The 20066-nt window shown below is 37.5% G+C and carries 15 protein-coding genes; 7 read left to right on the top strand and 8 right to left on the bottom strand.

Features of this window, described 5'->3' with window-relative positions; all coding sequences use genetic code 11:
- Nucleotides 1-70: 70 nt before the first annotated feature.
- A complete protein-coding gene (yabN, locus tag JJQ93_RS11415) occupies nucleotides 71-1558 on the bottom strand; it encodes a bifunctional methyltransferase/pyrophosphohydrolase YabN (protein ID WP_085112394.1) in 1488 nt (495 codons plus the stop codon).
- Between the two features lie 196 nt (nucleotides 1559-1754).
- Between yabN and JJQ93_RS11410 the strand changes: the two genes are divergently transcribed.
- Together JJQ93_RS11410 and JJQ93_RS11405 are read left to right on the top strand one after the other, a co-directional pair.
- Nucleotides 1755-3071, top strand: coding sequence for a helix-turn-helix transcriptional regulator (locus JJQ93_RS11410; RefSeq protein ID WP_274893857.1), 1317 nt, complete (start codon nucleotides 1755-1757; stop codon nucleotides 3069-3071).
- A gap of 12 nt (nucleotides 3072-3083) precedes the next feature.
- Nucleotides 3084-4349 carry an MFS transporter gene (locus tag JJQ93_RS11405; protein ID WP_274893856.1) on the top strand — a complete coding sequence of 422 codons (1266 nt, stop codon included), beginning with the start codon at nucleotides 3084-3086 and terminating at the stop codon, nucleotides 4347-4349.
- 13 nt (nucleotides 4350-4362) lie between these two features.
- On the opposite strand, the gene hydF is transcribed toward JJQ93_RS11405, so the two are convergent.
- Nucleotides 4363-5598, bottom strand: coding sequence for a [FeFe] hydrogenase H-cluster maturation GTPase HydF (hydF, locus tag JJQ93_RS11400; protein WP_274893855.1), 1236 nt, complete (start codon nucleotides 5596-5598; stop codon nucleotides 4363-4365).
- Entirely contained in the window at nucleotides 5595-7010 is a 1416-nt protein-coding gene (locus tag JJQ93_RS11395) for an aspartate ammonia-lyase (RefSeq protein ID WP_274893854.1), read from the bottom strand. Before JJQ93_RS11395 ends, hydF begins: the two co-directional genes overlap by 4 nt.
- A gap of 187 nt (nucleotides 7011-7197) precedes the next feature.
- Here JJQ93_RS11395 and JJQ93_RS11390 point away from each other — a divergent pair, with 187 nt between their 5' ends.
- Complete coding sequence (locus JJQ93_RS11390; protein ID WP_085112399.1) at nucleotides 7198-7578, top strand: desulfoferrodoxin; 381 nt, start codon at nucleotides 7198-7200, stop codon at nucleotides 7576-7578.
- Between the two features lie 72 nt (nucleotides 7579-7650).
- Here JJQ93_RS11390 and JJQ93_RS11385 read toward each other — a convergent pair whose 3' ends face one another.
- Nucleotides 7651-8940 carry an Nramp family divalent metal transporter gene (locus JJQ93_RS11385; protein WP_274893853.1) on the bottom strand — a complete coding sequence of 430 codons (1290 nt, stop codon included), beginning with the start codon at nucleotides 8938-8940 and terminating at the stop codon, nucleotides 7651-7653.
- Nucleotides 8941-9092: 152 nt separating this feature from the next.
- Between JJQ93_RS11385 and JJQ93_RS11380 the strand changes: the two genes are divergently transcribed.
- From JJQ93_RS11380 to JJQ93_RS11360, 4 genes are all read left to right on the top strand, one after another.
- Nucleotides 9093-9530 carry a metal-dependent transcriptional regulator gene (locus JJQ93_RS11380; RefSeq protein ID WP_274893852.1) on the top strand — a complete coding sequence of 146 codons (438 nt, stop codon included), beginning with the start codon at nucleotides 9093-9095 and terminating at the stop codon, nucleotides 9528-9530.
- 96 nt (nucleotides 9531-9626) lie between these two features.
- Nucleotides 9627-10256, top strand: a complete 630-nt coding sequence (locus tag JJQ93_RS11375; protein WP_085112402.1) for a VTT domain-containing protein — start codon at nucleotides 9627-9629, stop codon at nucleotides 10254-10256.
- A 152-nt stretch (nucleotides 10257-10408) separates the two neighbouring features.
- Nucleotides 10409-12871 carry a CoA-disulfide reductase gene (locus JJQ93_RS11370; protein ID WP_284700611.1) on the top strand — a complete coding sequence of 821 codons (2463 nt, stop codon included), beginning with the start codon at nucleotides 10409-10411 and terminating at the stop codon, nucleotides 12869-12871.
- Nucleotides 12872-12874: 3 nt separating this feature from the next.
- Complete coding sequence (locus JJQ93_RS11360; protein WP_045409593.1) at nucleotides 12875-13189, top strand: ArsR/SmtB family transcription factor; 315 nt, start codon at nucleotides 12875-12877, stop codon at nucleotides 13187-13189.
- A gap of 30 nt (nucleotides 13190-13219) precedes the next feature.
- Here JJQ93_RS11360 and argH read toward each other — a convergent pair whose 3' ends face one another.
- From argH to carA, 4 genes are read right to left on the bottom strand one after another with little or no spacing between them, the layout of a single operon-like run.
- Nucleotides 13220-14542, bottom strand: a complete 1323-nt coding sequence (gene argH, locus JJQ93_RS11355) for an argininosuccinate lyase (RefSeq protein ID WP_274893851.1) — start codon at nucleotides 14540-14542, stop codon at nucleotides 13220-13222.
- Nucleotides 14523-15761: an argininosuccinate synthase gene (locus JJQ93_RS11350; protein WP_014757735.1), complete on the bottom strand. Its 1239-nt coding sequence runs from the start codon at nucleotides 15759-15761 to the stop codon at nucleotides 14523-14525. The genes argH and JJQ93_RS11350 overlap by 20 nt, the downstream gene beginning before the upstream one ends.
- Before the next feature lie 25 nt (nucleotides 15762-15786).
- Entirely contained in the window at nucleotides 15787-19008 is a 3222-nt protein-coding gene (gene carB / locus JJQ93_RS11345) for a carbamoyl-phosphate synthase (glutamine-hydrolyzing) large subunit (protein ID WP_274893850.1), read from the bottom strand.
- Nucleotides 18995-20065, bottom strand: a complete 1071-nt coding sequence (gene carA / locus JJQ93_RS11340) for a glutamine-hydrolyzing carbamoyl-phosphate synthase small subunit (RefSeq protein ID WP_274893849.1) — start codon at nucleotides 20063-20065, stop codon at nucleotides 18995-18997. The genes carB and carA overlap by 14 nt, the downstream gene beginning before the upstream one ends.
- Between the last annotated feature and the right edge of the window lies 1 nt (nucleotide 20066).

Genomic DNA, 20066 nt, shown 5'->3' with positions numbered 1-20066 from the left:
ATACCTCCTTAGTAATTTATACTACACTTATTTATTCTTCACAAATCTTAAAAATCCTGCTAGTTTAAGCTTATTTTTGTGCTTTTTTATTAAATTTATTCATTTTTGCCTCATTCCAGAGGCTATCCATCTCAGATAATGTCATGTCTTCCAATTTATGTCCAGATTTCTCTGCTGCATTTTCTATGTAATTGAACCTCTGGATGAATTTTTCAATGGTCTTATGAACAGCAATTTCGGGGTCTATTTTCAAAAATCTAGCAACATTTACGACAGCAAAAATCAAATCACCTAATTCTTCTACTTTATCATTTTCGTCTTCCCCTTTATACACCTCCTTAAATTCATTTAATTCTTCATAGACTTTTGCCATTGCGTCGTCTACATTGTCCCAGTCAAAGCCTACTTTTGCCGCTTTTTCTTGCACTTTATAACCCCTAATCAATGCTGGCATAGACCTTGGAACACTTTTTAACTCATTTGTGTGGGATTTATAGCCTTTTTCATCTTTCTTTATCTCATCCCACCTTTTTAGAACATCTGCTGAAGTAGCTATTTCCTCCACTCCAAACACATGAGGGTGCCTGTAAATCATCTTTTTGCACTCGGCATCACATACATCATGAAAGTTGAATGCCTTTCTCTCATCAGCTATTTGAGAGTGAAAAACCACCTGCAGCAAAACGTCTCCAAGCTCTTCCAATAAACTTTCGTCTGAATTGTTCTCTATTGCATCGATTACTTCATAGCATTCTTCAATCAAATATCTTTTTAATGTGCTGTGATCCTGCTCTTTATCCCAAGGACATCCACTCTCACCTCTGAGCTTTGCCATTATGTCAAGCAAGTCATCTACATCGTACCTTGCTTTAAAAGTGCCTTCGACAGGCGGTATAAATATAGATGTAAGGTAATCGATCCAATCTATCATGTCAATTTCATACAAAGGCATGGTTTCGATTCGCTGTTCACCTTTTACACCAGCACTTTTTACAACCGTCACCAAAAATTCATCGCCGTAAATGTCCATAAGCTTAAGCTTTACTTCTGAAGCTACCCTTTTGTTGTAAACCTGTGTTACTAAATTATTGCACCTTTTGTCAGGTTTTATACTATCAAGAGACAGTCCATCGATGATTTTCAATCCATAAATAGGATCTATTTTTAATTCATTCACGACAACATCGACAAAGCTCATAGCAGGAACAACTTCTACTTTTATATCGTCACTGTCATTTAAAAACTTTAACAGATACTCAACAGTTTTTTCCGCAACTAAAGGATTGCCTGGAACAGCATAGACTACATTATCGTATTTTTCGGCAATTTCTACTATTTCCCGAGTAATATTATCATAAACTTCCTCAAATGTCGAGCCCGTTTCATAAATTTTATCGAAAGTTTCAAAAGACAATCCCATATCCATTAAATATTTTACAACAGGGTGCTTTTCCGTCCTTAAATACAACTTGTCTGCATTCTTCATCTTTTCAATAGTTTCAATTGTCATGTGTTCAAACCCGCCAGGTCCAAGCCCTACTATGGTTAATTTGCCCATTTTTACACCTCCGACTATTTAATTAATATTATACCATTGAATTCACACAAAAAAACAAATTTCTACAATATTAAACCAGCAAAAATTTCACTTTGCTTAAAATATATTAATAGCACAAATAAAAGCGATTGAAAATTTCAACTAGTTAAATTATAATATATTTTATAATAAAAAGGGGGAGGGAGGCCAATTTCTGATGGATGTAGTTAAATTAGGGAAGAAAATCAGAGATGAAAGAAAAAAACTCCTTTTAAAACAGGGTGATATTTCGGGTGATGAATTTTCAAAAGGCTATATAAGTTTGATAGAAAAGGGGAAGATAAATCCTTCGCTAAAGGCTTTAGATTTTATTGCAAAGAAATTGAACAAACCGCTGGTGTACTTTCTTGATGACGATTACAAAGACAAAGCAGAACTTATAGATGAGATAAATACTTACAAAAAAGTATTGAAATTAGTGATAGAAGGAAGAAAGTCGCTTGACAGTGGAAATTTAGCCGATGCCATATCTTATTATCAAAAAGCTTTAGAGCTTAATGTAGATGAATACACTTTAAATATAATAAGCTTTTATTTAGGCAGGACGTACACAAAAATTGAAGATTACAAGTCTGCTTTAGATTCATTCAATAGGTGTTTGACTTACTTTTCTCAAAATTCTTTACACGAAATTCTCGTTGAAATATACTACAACATAGGTTTGTGTCATGAAAAATTGCAAAATCCTGATGCTGCGCTGACTTTTTATTTGAAAGCTATCGACGAATTCGAAAAAAGCAGTATAATTAATTATGAACTTAAATGTAAGATGCTTTATAGCATCGGCGATCTTTACAATAAGCTAGGAGAACTCATAAAATCGAGGGATTACTATTTAAATTGTTTAAACTATGCCACGATGACAAACACTGTTAACTACATTGCAAAGTGCAACAATGGTCTTGGACTTATAAATTACAAATTAAAAGAATACAACGATGCACTAAATTACATAAGAAAGTCTTTAGTAATAAGTAAGGCATTAAACATAAAAGGCGACATTGCCAGCGAATACAACTTATTGGGATTTGTCTATACAGATCTTAGGAAATACAATATAGCAAAAAGATATTTCCTCAAAAGCTACTCTATGTACAAAGATTTAGGCAACAAAACAGGCATGGCATGTAATCTGACTGAATTAGGCAGAATAGAATTTTACTTAGAAAATTATGATAAAGCTCTTGAACACATAAATTCATCTATGAATATATTGAAAGAGTTAAATGCGGAAGAAGAGATTGGCAGGTTGTACACTTTGCTGGGCACTATACATTTAAAACTTAAGGATTTTAAACAATCTGCATCAGAACTGAATAAATCATTGGAAATATTAAAAAAGCTGGGGCTTAAAAAGGAACTTTCAGATGCTTACAAAGCTTTAGGCAACCTGTATATATCAATTGGCAAGCCTGATTTAGCCAGTGAAAATTTCAATAAATCCATTGAACTTTTATGTGACTATTACAAATAGGAGGCATTTTAATTGAACTCATTCTATATTTTTCTTGATAAACTGACTGACAGTGTTTTTCCTGCATTAAGGCATAGAAATTTCAGATTGTTTTGGTTTGGACAAATGATATCCCTCATAGGCACATGGATGCAAAATATTGGTCAAGATTGGCTAGTCCTTAAATTAACCAATTCTGCATTCTTGTTGGGTGTTGTAAGCGCCCTTCAATTTCTGCCTATGCTTTTTTTATCTCTGTTTGCTGGTGTCGTAATAGATAGGTTTCCAAAGAGAAAGATCCTTATATTTACTCAGACAAGCCTGATGGTGACAGCTTTGGCTCTTGCAACGCTAACTGCATTAAACATAATAAACTACTGGGAAATACTCGTTTTAGCAACCATCGTCGGTTTCATAAACACCATCGACAATCCTGCAAGGCAATCATTTATAATCGATTTAGTTGGCAAAGAAGACTTGATGAATGCAATATCACTTAATTCTTCCATATTCAATGCAGCCAGAATCATAGGACCTGGCATAGCAGGCGTACTTATAGGCCTTTTAGGTTATGCACTGTGCTTTTACCTCAACGCATTAAGCTTTATTGCAGTAATCACTGGTTTAATCCTTATTGATGTGAAAGTAAGCAAATCAAGAGCAATGTTAAAAAGGGAAGATGTGATATCAGATATAAAAGAAGGGCTTCTCTACATCAAAAATACTCCGATAATATTCGCTACTATACTTATGATGGCGGTTTTAAGCACGTTCGCCATAAATTTCAATGTTTTAGTGCCTGTGTTTGCAAAAAACATCTTAAATCAAAATTCCACGGGATACGGCTTTCTCATGTCATCTATGGGCGTTGGCGCATTAATAGGTGCTCTAATACTGGCATCATTAAGCAAGAAAGGTGCGAAACCTTTCTATCTCATATTAGGTGGAGTGGGATTGTGTGTCTTCCAAATCTTAATCGGTTTCCAAAGCTACTATTGGCTTACAACGATTCTCCTCGCTTTATCTGGATTTTCTATGATTACTTTCTCTGCATCGGCAAACACCACCGTACAGCTTAACTCCAGCAACAGATTTAGAGGGAGAGTCATGAGCGTATACTCTTTAGTGTTTGGAGGCGTCACGCCTATAGGTGCCCTTTACGCAGGAAGTCTTGCCGAAAAAGTTGGCGCACACATGACATTTATAATAAGTGGTATTATAGGCATCGCATATATACTGTATGTAGTATTATTCAAGTACAAAAAGAGCTTTTCTTTAGACATTGTAGAAGACGAGTAAAAAAGGACCAGCTTCAATATTGCTGGTCCTCGTCATATATAAGCTTCGCAGACGGAAACATCTCAATTGCCCGCGGCAAAATCCCTTGCACGTACGCAATTAAAAGCCCATAATTTACAATCGGAATTTCTTTGCCTTTTGCATAGGATATTCTGTACATCATTTCTCTCTTGTTAAGCATACACCCACCGCAATGAACAATAAGCTTGTACTGCTCCAGATTGTCTGGAAACGTCATTCCACTGGAAAAATCAAATTGAATATCACCGCCTACAATTTGGCGTATCCACCTGGGTATTTTTACTTTCCCTATATCATCAGATTGCCTGTGGTGTGTACATCCTTCGGCTATAAGAACCTTGTCACCGGGTTTAAGTCTTTCTAATGCTTTAAGCCCTTTTGTCAATTCGTCAAGGTCGCCTTTGTACCTTGCAAAAAGAATTGAAAAAGATGTTAAAGGTATGTCCCGAGGTGTATCTGCACTTACTTTTGAGAAAACCTGCGAATCAGTGATAACTAATGCCGGTTTCTTCCCTAAATTCTCCAACGTCTCTTTCAGCTCGTATTCCTTTGTGACAATAGCAATAGCATCACTTTCAATCACATCTCTTATCACCTGTTGCTGCGGCAGTATAAGCCTTCCCTTAGGTGCAGCCTTATCTATGGGAACTACCAGCACCACGAAATCACCAGGATTTATGAGATCAGACACTAAAGAAAGCTCTTTATCATCGTATGGAGCCTTTTTTATTATTTGCCTTTTAAGCTCTTCTATGCCATAACCGTTATTGGCAGACGTCTCAACAAGCTCTAATTTCAACTTCTTTTCCCAATCAGCTTTTTGATTGAAATGAAATTGAGCTAAATCCGCCTTGTTTAAAACACCTACAACCGGAATGTTTTTTTCTCTGATCTTCTCTAAAATTTCCTCCTCAAACTCCGACGGCCCCACCATGCCATCTATCACAAGCAAAGCAAGATCCGTCCTGTTTAGCACTTCATACGTTTTTTTGACCCTTAGTTCCCCCAGCTCTCCTGTATCGTCAAGTCCTGCAGTATCTATTATAACTACAGGGCCTATCGGCAGTATCTCCATCGCCTTTTGCACAGGATCTGTTGTAGTACCTGCTACATCGGAGACAATAGCGATGTTTTGATTAGTAAGTGCATTTATTATGCTTGATTTTCCTGCGTTTCTTCTGCCGAATATTGATATATGCAATCTCGATGCATTTGGCGTCGTATTCATCTATTTTCCCCTCTCAATCTTTTTAAACCAGGTATGCCTGGTTTTGTCATTTCGTATTCATTAAGTATGGCATCAAGCTGTTCTTCTTTAAAATATTTTTTAGCAACTTCTCTTATGGTCTTTCCTTTCTCTTTAGCTTCTTTTGCTATCATAGATGCTTTTTCGTATCCCAAATGAGGGCTTAAAACAATCGCATAAGACAGGCTGTTTTCCACCATTTCTTCAAGGTGATGTCGATTAGCCTCTATGCCTTTTATGCATTTATATATAAACATGTCTACTGCATTTTTAAGAAGATCAATCTCATTGAAAAGATTATAGGCAATAAGCGGCAATGTGAAATTAAGCTCAAATTCCCCAGATTGCGCTCCTAATGTTATAGCATAATCGCAGGACAATACTTGATATGCTGCCTGTTTTACTGCCTCAGGTATTACTGGATTTATCTTGCCTGGCATTATAGACGAACCAGCTTGTACTTCCGGTATGGTTATCTCCATAAGTCCACATCTTGGACCTGATGACATAAGCCTAATATCATTAGATATCTTGATAAGATTTGTAGCTGCAGCTTTCAACATACCTGATACTTCCACAAAAACATCGTTATTTTGAGTAGGATCCATCATGTACTCAGCTCTGGCAAGTCCAATTCCTGTTATGTCTCTTAAAATCTCAATGACGCTGTAGATATACCTTATGTCGGCATTTAACCCTGTGCCGACAGCAGTCCCACCTATATTCACCTGCCTTAGCCTTTCCTCCACCTTGTATATCCTCCACCTATCCCTTGCTATTGCCTGTGCATATGCTCCAAACTCCTGACCCAGCATCACAGGCACAGCATCCTGCAGTTCCGTCCTGCCCATCTTAATTACGTCTTTAAACTCGTCTTCCTTTTCTTGAAGTGCTACTTGCAAATTAGCAAAGCTCTCACTTAAAGGCTTTAAAAGTTTGATAGCCGCTATTCTTACAGCAGTAGGAAAAACATCGTTTGTGGATTGGCTTAAGTTTACATGATCGATAGGACTTACTAAATCATAATTTCCTTTTTCGCCGCCAAGCAGCTCTATCGCCCTGTTTGCTATGACTTCATTCATATTCATATTTGCAGATGTGCCTGCTCCACCTTGAAGTGCATCAACGATGATTTGATCGTGAAATTTACCTTCGATTATTTCATCACATGCAATAATTATAGCATCTGCAATTTTTTTATCAAGCAATTTTATATTTCTATTGGCTATAGCAGCCGCCTTTTTTACTTGCGCCAGTGCTATTATAAGCTCTCTGTGAATTGGTTGACCTGACAAATTGAAATTTTCATGAGCTCTTAAACTGTGAATGCCATAATAAGCATCATCAGGCACTTCCATATATCCTAAAATATCGTGTTCTACCCTGTAGCTCATCTTTTCACCTTCTTAACATGTATTCCAAAAACATCAAAGCTTTCATACAATATATTAGCATATTTTTATCAAAAATATATTATTATAATACTACTTGATTTTAATTTATATGAGGTGTATAATATTTACAAAAGATAATTTTTATCAAAAGAAATAAATTATCTTTAAATTAAAAGGAGGTTTTCTTATGGCAAATTTATTTGGAGTTTACAAATGCAAGGAGTGTGGAAATGTTGTAGAAGTTTTAAACGCTGGTGATGGAACATTGACATGCTGTGAAAAGCCGATGGAAGAGCAAATAGTAAATACAGTTGATGCTAGCAAAGAAAAACACGTTCCTGTGATATTAAAAGATGGTGACACAGTAACAGTAAAAGTTGGCAGCGTAGAACATCCTATGGAGGAAAAACACTACATAGAGTGGATTTCAATTTTAGCCGACGGAATTTACATGAGGAAGATGTTAAAACCAGGAGATAAACCTGAAGCAACATTCAAGACAGATGCAGCAAAGATTCAAGCTTGGGCATATTGTAATTTGCACGGCTTGTGGACTGCAGAGATTTAAACTTTACTCCTCCTATTTTTGCATTTGTTTATGCATAAAAGATGTCCTAATGAGGACATCTTTTTGTTTTGTTCACAACATTCCTTGAAAAGTTGTATACAAAAGTATTCCGTTTAAAAGTATTATAAAAATCGAAATTCCCCATCCTACAATTGTAACAGCCAAATTGTTTACAAATTCACCCATGTATTCTCTTTTAGAAGTTATTAAAAGCAGTGGTATTATAGCAAATGGAAGAGCAAAGCTTAAAACGACTTGGCTTAAAATAAGAGCATTCATTGGATTTACACCCAAGAAAAGGACTGCCATTGACGGTATTATCGTAATAAGCCTTTTTAAAAGCGGTGAAAAAGTCTTATTTAAAAATCCATCCATAACCGTCTCACCTGCCATAGTCCCAACTGCAGACGACGAAAATCCCGATGATAAAAGGGCCAATGCAAAAGCTATACCTGAAAAAGAACCCAAAAGAGGTTCTAATGATCTATGAGCATCTTCTATAGAATCAACATTAATACCATTTTTAAAGAAAACTGCCGCTGACACAATTACCATAGCCGCATTGACAATAAAAGCGATATTCATGGCTATCACAATGTCCAGCCTTTCCATCCATAAATGGTGCTTTTTCTCTTTTAAGCTTAAACCCTTGTTTCTACTTTGAACTAATTGAGAATGCAAAAATATGACATGTGGCATTACTGTAGCTCCCAGCATACCAACTGCTATATACAAAGCATCTCTATTTGCAATCGTTGGAGTCAAAGTGCTGAGTCCAACCTTCAGCCATTCTGGCTTTGCTAAAAACATTTCGAATGCGTACGCTGCACATATTACACCTATCAATACTTCAATTATTAGCTCCACTGCCTTCTGCCCGAATTTCTCCAGATACGTTATAAAAAGTGTCACAATTCCAGTGACAACACCAGCATAAGCCAATGGAATCTTAAAAAGAAGGTATATGCCAACAGCACCGCCTAAAAATTCCGCCATCGTCGTTGCAATAGCGGCGATCTCAGAGACAATAAACAACAATACATTAGTCTTTTTGGAAAATATGACGTCACACATTTGAGATAAATTTTTTTCAGTAGCTATGCCCAATTTGGCCGACAAATACTGGAGAAAGATTGCAATTATGTTGCTCCACAAGATGACCCATAAAAGACTGTAATTGTACTTAGCACCTCCAGTTATGTTTGTAGCGAAATTGCCAGGATCTATATAAGCTACGCTTACCACAAATGCTGGACCTACGTACTTCAAGAAATCAGCAATCTTCTTTACAATTAGATTTCCTGAGGCTTTTTTGCTTCTTTCAGCAAAATCTGTTACAGCTACACTGCCTGAATCTTTCATAATAAGTCACACCCTTTTTCACATTGGCAAAATTATTAGCCAATCCTAAAATCAAAAATCCTAACATAGAATATGTTAAACGGATGTATTTCGTTACATTTAAAGAGAAGGTGAATAAATTGTATGACAAATTTCGCACTTTCAGTGAATACATGAAGAAAGAAAGTAACTCATTGACAGCGTCTATGGAAGATTATCTTGAAATGATATGTAGATTGTCAACTAAATCAGGTTATGTAAGACTGCACGAATTGGCATATGCATTGAATGTCCAGCCACCCTCCGCCACAAAGATGGTCCAAAAACTGGCTGAGTTAAACCTTATAAACTACGAAAAGTACGGTGTCATAACTTTAAGCGATGAAGGTAAATCAATTGGAGAAAGCCTCATAAAAAGACACAATACAATTTTGGAACTTCTAAGGACGTTGGGAATCGAAGAAAATAACCTTCTTGAGGAAACAGAAAAAATAGAACACACTGTAAGTACAGAAACACTTCATTGTTTCTTACGTTTTATGGACTTCCTGGAACAAAATAATGATATTAAAGAAAAATTAACTCAATACATGAAATCAAAAAGAGATTAAAAGTGGATTAAAATTTACAATTCTGTAATAATTGCAATTTTTAATATGCTATAATTATAAATGTACACTATTTTGCAAAAAGGAATGGGGATTTTAATGTCATTATTGAAATTGGGAATTGATGTAGTTCTTCATCTCGACAAGTATTTAGGCACCATAATACAAACGTATGGTACCGCCACATATTTACTTATATTTCTCATATTGTTTTTTGAGACAGGCATCGTCATAACGCCATTTTTGCCTGGTGACTCACTAATATTTGCTGCAGGTGCGTTTGCTGCCATAGGTTCGCTAAATGTATTCACCTTATTTATAGTAGTCGCGTCGGCTGCAATATTAGGTGACACTGTAAACTACCACATAGGAAAATTTATAGGCGAAAAAATATACGAAGCTGAAAACCTAAAATTGATAAAGAAAGAACACCTTTTAGAAGCCAGAAACTTCTATGATAAATACGGCAATATGACAATAGTATTAGGAAGATTTATACCTATCATAAGGACGTTTGTGCCGTTTGTGGCAGGCATAGGTGAGATGAATTATATCCACTTCCTCACCTACAACGCATTAGGCGGTATAATCTGGGCAGCGTTGTTCTCGTTTGGCGGCTACTACTTTGGAAACCTCGAGATTGTCAAAACACATTTTGGATTCGTCACAATAGCCATAATCGTGATTTCTCTGATACCTGCTTTAGTGACTTTCTTGAAAAAGAAGTAAGCGAGATATAATCTCGCTTTTTTTATGACTTTATTTGATAAGGCTTTATCATAATTCTTTAATTGAAAAATATTTTTAGTTAAATTATTGACAATAAAATTAATATATTGTAATATTAAGATATAATAATAATCTTAATAGGAGGAAGAATCATGAAAGTTGTAATTGTCGGGGGCGTTGCTGGCGGCGCATCTGCTGCGGCAAGGTTGAGAAGACTTGATGAAGACGCTGAAATAATACTCTTTGAAAAGGGAGAATATATATCTTATGCCAACTGCGGTCTGCCTTATTATATAGGTGAAGTCATAAAAGAACGTGAAAAATTAGTCGTTCAAACACCTGAAGCCATGTCAAAGCGGTTCAAAATCGACATAAGAACACTATCAGAAGTCACAAAGATAAATCCTGATGAAAAAACTGTAGTCGTTCATGATATAAAAAATGACAGAACTTACACAGAAAGCTATGACAAACTGATACTGTCACCTGGTGCAGAACCTATAAAACCTCCAATGCCAGGCATAGACGGCAAAAACATTTTTACACTTAGAACTATTCCAGACACTTTTAAAATAAAAGATTATGTTGACAACAATAAACCTAAAAAAGCCGTTGTAGTAGGAGGAGGCTTTATTGGTCTTGAAGTTGCAGAAAATTTAAAAGAAACAGGACTTGATGTGACGGTGGTGGAACTTGCTGACCACGTAATGGCACCACTTGATTACGAAATGGCTGCAATTGTACATCAACGCCTTAAGGACAAAGGGGTAAATCTCATATTAAAAGATGGTGTAAAAGAATTCCACCACAAAGAAGGCATAACAACTGTCGTATTAAACAGCGGCAATACGCTAATCACTGACATGGTCGTATTAGGCATAGGTGTAAGGCCAGATATCAAATTAGCGAAAGATGCAGGCCTCGAAATAGGCGAAAGAGGCGGTATAAAAGTCAATGAATACATGCAAACATCGAATCCTGATATATACGCCGTAGGTGACGCTATAGAGGTAAAAGACTATATAAACGGAAGCAATACTTTAATACCATTAGCAGGACCTGCAAACAAACAAGGTCGTATCGCAGCAGACAATATTTGCGGAAGAAAAAGCAAATATGATGGCACACAAGGTACTTCTGTTGCAAAAATTTTCGACTTAACTGTAGCAGCAACGGGAAACAATGAAACAATCTTAAAAAGAGCTGGGATAGATTATGAAAAAGTCATAATACATCCAAATTCACATGCCAGCTACTATCCTGATGCACTGCCTATGACCATTAAACTCATATTCAAAAAAGATGATGGAAAAATCTTAGGCGCTCAAATAGTTGGATTTGACGGCGTTGATAAGAGAATAGATGTCATCGCTACTGCAATACGCAGCAATATGACAGTTTACGACTTAGAAGAACTTGAGTTGGCATACGCGCCACCATATTCGTCAGCGAAAGATCCTGTAAATATGGCTGGTTTTGCAGCTTCCAATATATTAAAAGGTGATATAAGTGTATTTCACTGGGACGAAGTTGAAAAAATAGATATGTCTAAATCCGTCATACTTGACGTAAGAACAGATCTTGAGTATCAGCTTGGAAACATCAGAGGTTCTATAAATATACCTGTAGATGAGCTAAGAGACAATCTTCATAAGATTCCAAAAGACAAAGATATATACGTATACTGTCAAGTAGGTTTAAGAGGATATATAGCCTGCAGGATACTGATGCAAAACGGCTTTAAATCTGTCAAAAACCTAAGTGGCGGATATAAAATATACGAAACTGCAACATCGGATTTTAGCGATATAACAGTGAGATACGACGATGAGCAGACAGAGTGCGGCATGTGTGTAACAGATAAAAAAAAATCAGATGATATCGCCGCAACATTGGAGATCGATGCATGCGGCCTTCAATGTCCAGGTCCTATAATGCAGACATTTAACGCAATAAAAAATCTAAAAGATGGAGACATACTAAAGATAAAGGCTTCAGACCCTGGCTTCGAAAATGATATTAAAACATGGTGTCAAAGAACAGGAAATGCGCTTCTCAATTTATACCATGAAGGAAAGATCATCGTCGCAGAGATAAGAAAAAACGCTGCTGGCAAGGTAGCCGAAACAAAGCAGGTTTCTGAAAAGAATGATAAAGCAATTATCGTATTCAGTGGAGACTTAGACAAAGCCATAGCCGCATTTATAATAGCAAATGGCGCTGCCGCAATGGGAAGAAAGGTGACTCTCTTCTTCACATTCTGGGGACTTAATATACTGAGGAAACCAGAAAAAGTATCAATTAAAAAGGACTTCTTTAGCAAGATGTTTGGCATGATGATGCCAAGAGGTTCTAAGAAGCTAAAACTTTCAAAGATGAACATGTTGGGCATAGGACCTAAAATGATACGATACATCATGAACAAAAAAAATGTATCTTCACTGGAAGATTTAATACAGCAAGCGCTTAAAAACGGTGTAAGGATTGTGGCATGCAACATGTCATCTGACATAATGGGCATAACTAAAGATGAGCTTATAGATGGTGTTGAATTAGGCGGTGTTGCATCATTTATAGGTGCAGCTGAGCAGTCAGACACCACACTCTTTATATAAAATTTGGAGGGATTTCCGCTGAAAAACAGTGCTATAGACATCGAAAAAGATTTTAAAAAGTATGAAACGATAGCAGAAAAATTAAAAGCCATAGCGCATCCTTACAGGCTTTGCATCGTAAGAGGACTTCTATCAGGAGAATGCAACGTAACTACGATACAAGAATGCTTAAACTTGCCTCAATCTACAGTGTCGCAGCACATATCAAAGCTAAAATCTGCCGGCATAATAGAGGGAAAGCGAAACGGACTTGAAATCTGCTATCGAGTTGTAGACAATGACATAATTAATGCCGTAAAACTTTTATTTAATGATTAAGAGATAGGATTTACCCTATCTCTTATATTTTTAATCATCCAATCGTGGTGACCCTATCGTTTTTTTGTTTTTTATCGTGTTCCTTAAATCAATTGCACTGTACACATCTTCATCTATCACATCGCAAAACGACTTTAACTCATCTATTGATAGGTCTTCTATGGCACAATTTTTATCTATGGCGTACAATACGACTTTACCAGTTATCTCATGTGCTTTTCTAAAGGGAATCCCTTTAGATACAAGGTAGTCTGCAAAATCTGTAGCATTCATATATCCGTATTTTGCTGCATTTGCCATATTATCACTTTTTACCTTCATCGTTTTTACCATGCCATTAAAAACCGCAATCGACATTTTCAAAGTATCTATAGCATCAAAAAGCGCTTCTTTGTCCTCCTGCATATCTTTGTTGTATGCCAAAGGAAGTCCTTTCATGACTGTAAGCAGCGTCATGAGGCTGCCGTACACCCGCCCTGCCTTGCCTCGTATAAGCTCCGCAGCATCTGGATTTTTCTTCTGAGGCATCATGCTGCTTCCTGTTGAGTACCTGTCATCCAGCTCTATAAAATCAAACTCTTTGCTGGACCATAGCACAATTTCCTCGCAAAAGCGGCTTAGGTGCATCATCATGATTGAAGAAAAGCTCAAAAATTCTATCACAAAATCCCTATCGCTAACTGCATCGAGGCTGTTTTTAGTTATGTCGTCAAACCCAAGAAGTTTTGCCACGTACATTCTGTCTATATTGTACGATGTGCCTGCTAAAGCGCCTGAACCTAATGGCATCACATTTACCCTTTTTACCATATCATTAAGCCTTGATAAGTCTCTTTTAAACATCTCCACATACGCCATCATGTGATGTCCAAAAGTGACAGGCTGAGCCCTTTGCAAATGGGTATATCCAGGCATGATCACATTCTTATGCTCAAAAGCCTTATTTTTAAGCATGTCAATTAAAGTTTCAATGTTTTTCCCAATTTCACCTGCGACATCTCTCAGATAAAGCCTCACATCTGTTGCTACTTGGTCATTGCGGCTTCTTCCAGTATGAAGTTTTTTGCCTACATCACCTATTTTTTCAGTCAAAAGCCTTTCAACGTACGTGTGTACATCTTCATCATCAGGTATAAAACCTGTATCAGTTTCCTTTAAAATCTCATTTAGCCCATCTACAATAAGCTTTGTCTCATCGTCCTTTAATACACCTGCCTTGTTTAAACCTTTCGCATGGGCTATGGAACCTTCTACATCGTATTTGAAAAGGCGCATATCGAAAGAAATGGAGGAATTAAAATCCTCCATAAGTTTGTCTGTATCTCCTTTAAACCTACCGCCCCACAGCTTCATTAAAATCTTCCTTTCTGCTTATATCCATAAGCGCTTTTATTTTAAGCGGCAATCCGAATAAGTTTATAAACCCTTCTGCATCCTTTTGATTGTAAACTTCATCTTCGCCAAATGTAGCAAATTCTTCACTGTACAGTGAATACGGCGACTTTGAACCTGCATTTATCAAGTTTCCTTTGTAAAGTTTAAGCCTTACAGTACCAGTCACATTCTGCTGAGTCACATCCACAAACGCATCTAAAGACTCTCTAAGCGGTGAAAACCACAATCCATTGTAGACAATGTCTGCATACTTTTGCGCCACCAAATCTTTAAACCTCATGGTTTCCTTGTCTAAAACCAAATACTCCAATTCCTTGTGAGCTGCGTAAAGAACCGTTCCTGCAGGTGTCTCATACACACCGCGAGACTTAATGCCTACAAGCCTATTTTCTACAATATCAGCTATGCCTATACCATTTCTTCCAGCTATCAAGTTAAGCTCTTCTATCATCTTCGAAGGACTTGCGTATGACTTTCCATTTACTTTTACAGGTATCCCCTTTTCAAACTCTAAGACGACGTACTCCGGCTCATCCGGCGCATTCTCCGGTGGAACAACAATATCGTACAAACTGTTTTTAGGCTCATTCCACGGATCTTCCAAATCACCGCCTTCATGGCTTATGTGCCATAAATTGTTGTCAACGCTGTATATCTTTTCCTTTGTGACAGGGACAGGAATGCCTTTTTTCTTGGCATAATCTATTTCTTGCTCCCTGGACTTAAAATCCCATATCCTCCATGGCGCTATTATCTCTATTGATGGATCAAGAGCTTTTATTGATACTTCAAACCTTACTTGGTCATTCCCTTTTCCAGTAGCACCGTGCACTATCGCCTTTGCACCTTCTTTGTGAGCTATCTCCACAAGCTTTTTAGCAATGAGGGGCCTCGCAAATGAAGTGCCTAACAGATACTTGCCTTCATACACAGCTCCTGCTTTTAATGTGGGGAAAATATAATCCTCTACAAACTCATCTTTTACATCTTCAACGTATATCTTGCTGGCACCGCTTAGTAGTGCCTTCTCTTTTATGCTGTTAAGCTCGCTTCCCTGACCTACATCTATACACGCAGCTATTATCTCACATTCGTAATTTTCTTTAAGCCATGGTATTATGACAGACGTATCTAAACCGCCTGAATACGCCAGAACCACTTTTTCTCCTTTTAACATATAAATCTTCCTTTCCAAGTTAATTTTACAAAGCAGATTTCTTTAAATTTTTAGACTGCAACTCATGATACTCATTTAGCGACAGATAGTTAAGTCCGCTTATTTTCACCTTCTGCACCGCCTGAAGGGCTGCTTTTGCCGTATCAAGGGATGTAAACAGCGGAACCCTGTATTCACATGCAGTTCTCCTCAGTATAAATCCATCATTGTCTACTTTCTTGCCGCGATTCGGTATATTGATGACTAATGAAAAATACCCTTCTTTTAATAGCCTTATGGCATCTTTTATATTCACATGCTTAACACTAATTCCAGCAGAATTAAAATGTCTGGCTGTACCGGATGTGCCAAATAACTCATATCCCGCATCATGATACTTCTTTACCGTACTCATTGCATCGTTTATGCTTCCACTGGCTATAGAAATTAAGACCCTTCCACTGACAGGTATATCTAAGTTAGCTCCTGCCATAGCCTTGTAAAGAGCTCCTTCGTAGCTTAGATCTATGCCCATTATTTCTCCAGTAGATTTCATCTCAGGTCCCAACATCACTTCAACATTAGTAAGCTTCTCTGTTGAAAATACAGGTGCCTTAACGATTGTATGAGCTGTCTTAGGCCATAAAACATCTTCGTAGCCTAAACTCTTTAATGTGTCACCTAACGCGATTTTTACGGCTATGTCTATCATAGGAACTCCTGTTGCCTTACTTATTACAGGAACTGTCCTTGAAGCCCTCGGATTTACTTCTAAAACGTAGACGACGCCATCTTTAACCACAAATTGAATATTGATAAGCCCTTTTACTTTTAAAGCACACGATATTTTCTTTGTGTACTCTACAATTGTAGATATTTCATGGTCAGATAGGTTTCTCGCAGGGTACATTGAAAAACTGTCACCAGAATGGACACCTGCTCTTTCTATATGCTCCATTATCCCAGGAATCAATACATCCGTGCCATCGGATATGGCATCTACTTCAACTTCTCTTCCTTCAATGTATTTGTCGATCAAGACAGGCTTCCCTGGAGATACTTTCATGGCATTTGAAACATAATCTATTATCTCTTGAAGTGTGTTTACTTTTTCCATCGACTGGCCGCCTATTACGTATGAAGGTCTTACTAAGAGAGGAAATCCTATTGTCAGCGCTACATCTTTTGCATCGCCTACTGATAGCGCATATCCACCTTTTGGCTGGTTTATATTCAGCTTTTTAAGAAGCTTAGAAAACTTTTCTCTGTCTTCACTGTCGTCGATGCTTTCAAATGAAGTACCCAATATATTTACGCCGTTGTCAGACAATCCTTGTGCTAAGTTTATAGCTGTTTGGCCTCCAAACATCACCAAAACGCCAAGAGGCTTTTCTTTTTCGATGATATTCAATACATCTTCCAGCGTCAATGGTTCAAAGTACAGCCTATCGCCTGTATCGAAGTCTGTGCTTACCGTCTCAGGATTGTTATTTATTATGATTGATTTGATTCCCTTGCTTTTAAGAGCCCAAAGTGCTTTCACTGAACAGTAATCAAATTCTACGCCCTGCCCTATTCTAATAGGTCCTGAACCTAAAACTATGACTTTCTTTATGTCGTGATGAATAGGCACTTCATCATTTTCTCCGTACGTTGAATAAATATACTGCGTAACAGATTCAAATTCTGCCGCACAAGTATCAACCATCTTATAAGCAGGTAATATGCCATAACTTTTCCTCAAATTTCTAACATCTTTTTCGTCTATCCCTTTGATATTGGCAATCTCTCTATCTGAAAAGCCCATTCGCTTTGCCTTCCATAAAACCTCTTTTGTCAGGTCGTTTATGAATATCTCTTTTTCCATCCTTACTATATTTAAGAGCTTATTTATAAACCACTTATCTATCTTTGATATTTCATTTATATGATTCACAGTGACACCGCGGCGAAGTGCCTCAGCTATATAAAATAGCCTCATGTCATTTGGCTTTTTAATGTTATCGATGATCTCCTCATCGCTTAATTTCTTTATGTTTTCATTTGTAAGTCCATAAGCTTTTATCTCTAAAGACCTTACAGCCTTTAGGAGTGATGCTTCAAAGCATCTGTCTATTGCCATCGTCTCTCCTGTAGCTTTCATCTGTGTGCCAATCTTTCTGTCTGTCTCATAAAATTTATCAAAAGGCCATCTTGGAATCTTTGTAACAACATAGTCAAGCGATGGCTCAAACAAAGCTGTAGTCTTTCCCGTGACAGGGTTTTTTATCTCATCAAGCGTAAAGCCAACAGCTATTTTAGCAGCTATCTTGGCTATAGGATAACCTGTAGCTTTTGATGCCAAAGCACTTGAGCGGCTAACCCTCGGATTTACCTCTATAACGTAGTACTGATGGCTATTAGGGTCCAACGCAAACTGGACATTGCATCCGCCTTCAATCTTCAATGCCTTTATGATTTTCAGACTGGCAGTCCTCAGCATTTGATACTCGTAATCTGTTAGTGTCTGTGACGGCGCAACAACAATGCTGTCACCCGTGTGGACACCAACTGGATCAAAGTTTTCCATATTGCATATGGTTATGCAATTGTCGTTGCTGTCTCTCATAACTTCGTATTCTATCTCTTTGTAACCGTAAAGGGATTTTTCTATCAGCACTTCATGTGCCATGCTTTTCTTCAAACCCAAATCAACTATAACCTTAAGTTCATCCACATTGTTTGCTATGCCCCCGCCAGTTCCACCTAATGTAAAGGCAGGCCTGACTATAAGCGGATAGCCGCACTTTTCTGCAAATTTAACCGCATCATCTACATTATTTACGGTCGCGCTTTCTGCTATAGGTTCTCCTATTTCTTCCATCTTCTTCTTAAACAATTCCCTGTCTTCAGCAGTCTTTATTGATTCAATAGAAGTTCCCAATACCTTTAGATTGTATTTATCGATTATTCCGCTTTCTTTAAGCTTTACGACTACATTAAGCCCTGTCTGTCCACCGATTGTCCCTAATATTCCATCTGGCCTTTCTTTGTCTATGATGGCTTCCAACACATCAACTTCCGGATTTTCTATATAGACCACATCGGCGATCTCTGTATCTGTCATTATTGTAGCAGGATTGTTATTCACTAAGATAACTTTTAATCCTTCTTCTTTCAATGATTTGCATGCTTGTGTTCCGGAATAGTCAAACTCTGCAGCTTGACCTATTACGATAGGCCCTGAGCCTATAACAAGCACTTTATTCACTCCTTCATATTTCGGCAAGATAAGACCTCCTTCTATAAACACAAGTTATATCCATGAATTTATCAAAAATGTACATTGAATCATGTGGGCCAGGACACGCTTCTGGATGATATTGTACGGAAAATACCGGCAGATACTTATGCTTTATTCCTTCCACCGTATTGTCATTTAAGTTTACATGAGTGACCACTATTTCATCGCCATTTATAGAGCTTTCTTCTACAGCGTATCCATGGTTTTGCGATGTTACAAATGACTTTCCTATCATCAAGTCTTTTACAGGCTGATTTGAACCTCTGTGACCAAATTTCATCTTTATGGTATTGCACCCCATAGCAAGTGCAATTATCTGATGTCCTAAACATATACCTAAAACTGGTATCTTACCTATGAAAAACCTCGCCAGTTCTATGGCAGAAGTTGCATCTTTCGGATCTCCTGGGCCATTTGAAAAAAATATAGCTTCAGGCTCAATCGCCATTACGTCTTCTACGCAAACATCGTAAGGAAACACGTATACGTCAAATCCTACGTTTCTCAACATGTTCAAAATGTTCTTTTTGGTGCCAAGATCTATAAACGCCAATTTCGGCCCTTCTCCTTGTATGTGATACGGCTTTTTCGTGGACACTTCTTTAAGCAAATCCACTTTTATATCAGGCACTAAAGCATTGGCATCGTCAGTTATGATGCCTCTCATAGTCCCATTTGATCTCAACTTTTTAGTCAATTCCCTCGTATCGACACCTGCTAATACCGGTATTCCATTTTTGTCAAGATAGTCAATCAATGAAGAATCTGAGAGAAAATTGCTGGGGCTATCACAGTACTCTCTTACAACATACCCTCTAATATGCGGCTTTTCCGATTGAAAGTCGTACTTATTGATACCGTAGTTCCCAATAAGCGGATATGTCATGACGACGATCTGCCCAGCATAAGACGGATCTGTGATGATTTCCTGATATCCTGTCATGCCTGTATTAAAGACAACTTCTCCAAAACCCTGAAAATTCTTGCTTATAATATTGCCTTCAAAAATGCTGCCATCTTCCAACTTCAAGTACCCTTTCATC

It is taken from the genome of Thermoanaerobacterium sp. R66 (assembly GCF_028895185.1).
Lineage (GTDB): Bacteria > Bacillota > Thermoanaerobacteria > Thermoanaerobacterales > Thermoanaerobacteraceae > Thermoanaerobacterium.
This window is presented reverse-complemented; position numbering and strand designations above follow the sequence as displayed.